The 2597-nt window shown below is 75.0% G+C and carries 3 protein-coding genes; 2 read left to right on the top strand and 1 reads right to left on the bottom strand.

Annotated elements, in window-relative coordinates:
• Both VGR37_14990 and VGR37_14985 read left to right on the top strand, forming a co-directional pair.
• The coding region (locus VGR37_14990; GenBank protein ID HEV2148708.1) for a HAMP domain-containing sensor histidine kinase at positions 1-974 on the top strand (974 nt) is incomplete at its 5' end.
• 237 nt (positions 975-1211) lie between these two features.
• Positions 1212-1508 (top strand): hypothetical protein, encoded by a 297-nt coding sequence (locus VGR37_14985; protein ID HEV2148707.1) that lies wholly within the window; start codon positions 1212-1214, stop codon positions 1506-1508.
• A gap of 84 nt (positions 1509-1592) precedes the next feature.
• Here the strand turns inward: VGR37_14985 and VGR37_14980 are convergent.
• On the bottom strand, positions 1593-2597 hold a 1005-nt coding region (locus VGR37_14980), incomplete at its 5' end, for a GGDEF domain-containing protein (GenBank protein HEV2148706.1).

The raw sequence follows: 2597 nt of genomic DNA, 5'->3' as shown, positions 1-2597 counted from the left end.
GGCAGGAGGAGTGGATCGACCGCCCGCTCCTCCTGCCCCCCGAAGGGATGGAGGCCGCCGGCCCGGACGGGCGCGCGGGGGCGCTCCTCCTCATTCCGCTGCACCTCCGGGCGCTGGCGGTGGGGGCGATCGTGCTCGCGCTGCCGGAGTCCGCCACGGCCGACGAGGGGGAGTGGGAGACGGCGCGCGCCTGCGCCGCGCTCGCCGCGCTGGTGCTGGAGCACGAGCAGGCCTTCGAGGATGCGCGGCAGGCCCGGCAGGCGCGCGACCACTTCCTCACCGCGCTCAACCACGAGATCCGCACCCCCGCGCTGGCGCTGATGCTGAACGCGGATGCGCTGCGCACCCTCGCCGGGGAGGGCGTGCCCCCCCGGCTCTCCAGGCTGATGGCGTCCACGCAGACGGCCATCACCACCATCATCCGGGTGCTGGAGGGGGTGCTGGAGCTCGGCGACCGGGAGGCGGCGGACGCCGCCTCCGGGGGCGACGTGGTGCAGCCGCGCGAGGCGGTGCTGCAGCTGCTGCGCCGCATCGAGCCCGCCGCCGACCGCAAGAAGCTCCCGATCGCCTTCCACGCCCGCCGCGACCTCCCCCCGCTGCAGACCGACGCGGCGCGCTTCTCCCGGATCCTCCTGCAGGTCCTCTCCAACGCCATCAAGTACACCGCCGAGGGCTCCATCGAGGTGCGGGTGGAGCGGGTCGGGCGGTGGACGGCGACGGCGCGGCGGCGCCCCTTCCTGTCGGTGCGCGTGGCGGACACCGGCCGCGGCATCCCGCGCGAGGTGCTGGAGCAGATGCTGGAGCCCTTCACCCAGGACGCCGACCCCGCGCGCACCGAATCCCACCTCCGCGGCGCGGGGCTGGGCCTTGCCCTGGCGCGCCGCCTCGCCCGCTCGCTCGGGGGCGACCTCCTGATCGAGAGCGAGCCCGGCCGCGGGACCGCCGCCTCGCTCTTCCTCCCCTACCACCGCTAGGACCGCTCCGGCCGGCGGCCGTGCGTGCTGCGGCTTTTGCCGCGCGTTTTGCATTCTGCACGCGCCGCGCGCGGCGAGGCTCCGCGCGCCGTGCGCCTCGCACTCCACGGAAGCCGTTGCGGCGCATGCTCGTGGGTGCCGCGGCCCCGGCCGCTCCGCGGAGCGGAAGTGATCTTGCACCCTGGGCGGGTCCGCACGAAATCCAACCGTTCACGTCCGATCCGTCGACGGACCGCAATGGACGACACGAGCAGGCAGAGACCGGTGAGGGGGGCGGAGCTGGCGCAGGGTCCGCCGGGAGGGAGGCGGCGGATCCGCACCGCCGCCGAGATCCGCGCGGCGCCGGAGGTCTGCGCGCTCTGCGCCGGGTGGAGCCGTGGCACCTCGCTCCACTTCGAGCACGAGCGCGCCGGCGAGCGCGTGCGGCTGGAGATGCACCTTTGCACCACCTGCGGCGACCGGATCGAGAAGCACCTGAAGCGCGCCATCCCGGTGCGCTCCATGGAGGTCACCCGGACCGAGGAGGCGGCGTAGCGCCCGGCCGGACCGACCGCCGCGCAGGAAGAACGGCCCCGTGCTGATGGCAGCGCGGGGCCGTTCTTCTTCCGGAGCCCGGCGTCACCCGCCGGGGATGTCCCGCTTCCCCCGCTTGGTCGCGTACAGCTCGCGGTCCGCGCGCTCGATCAGGTCGTCGGCGGACTTCATGGTGGGGTGGTACTCGGCGGCTCCCGCGCTGATGCGCGCGCGGCCGGCCAGCCTCTCCTCCACGCGGCGGATCAGCGACATCGCCCCCGGCAGGTCGGTGCCGGGAAGGATGATGAGGAACTCGTCGCCCCCGAAGCGCACCGCCAGGTCCGCGCCCCGGATCTCCTCCCGGAGGCAGTCCGCCACGGTCCGGAGCACGCGGTCGCCCTCCAGGTGCCCGTACTCGTCGTTGATGGCCTTGAAGCCGTCCAGGTCCACCATCACCAGCGAAAGGGCGTCGCCCCGCTGCGCCGCGGCCAGGCTGTGCTTGAGCACCACCTGCATGTGGCGGCGGTTGCCCAGCCCGGTCAGGGGGTCGGTGAGCGACAGCTCGCGGACCCGCTCGAACAGCTCCACCCGCTCGATGGCGATCTCCGCCTGGGAGACCAGCACGTCCAGGAGGCTCCAGTCCTCCGGCTCGAAGAGCCGCTCCCCGCGGCGCTCCACCAGGAAGAGGACCCCGCCCGCGGCCACCGGAACGTGCGCCAGGACGGCGGCGCTCGTGCGGGCGAAGACCGGCGCCAGCGCCGCGAGCGGCGAGCCGGTGTCGGGCTGCGCCTCCGCGCCGTAGATCAGCCCCGGCCGGCGGAGGCGCGGGTGCGCCGGGGCCGGGAACGACCTGGCCTGGACCGGCGCGGAGGGGTGGTCCACCACGGTGGCCCGCCCGCTCTCCTCGGCGACGACCAGGAAGCTGGTGTAGGCCCCCACCGTGCTGACCGCGCTCTGCAGGAGCGCCTCGTGCACCTCGGTGAGCGTCCGGGCGGAGTTCAGCCGCTCCGAGAAGGTGATGAGCTGCTCCGCCAGCCGGAACTGCCGCCACTCCCGCAGCCGCTCGCGCCGCCACGCCGCCGCCCCCGCGGCGGCGCGCATGAGCAGGTC

The organism is Longimicrobiaceae bacterium (genome assembly GCA_035936415.1).
Lineage (GTDB): Bacteria > Gemmatimonadota > Gemmatimonadetes > Longimicrobiales > Longimicrobiaceae > JAFAYN01.
Note: the sequence above shows the minus strand (reverse complement) of the source record. Positions and strands in the feature narration are given on the sequence as shown.

Coding starts and splice junctions, on each gene's coding strand:
- VGR37_14985 (HEV2148707.1), top strand. CDS start 1,212: ATGGACGACACGAGCAGGCAGAGACCGGTGAGGGGGGCGGAGCTGGCG.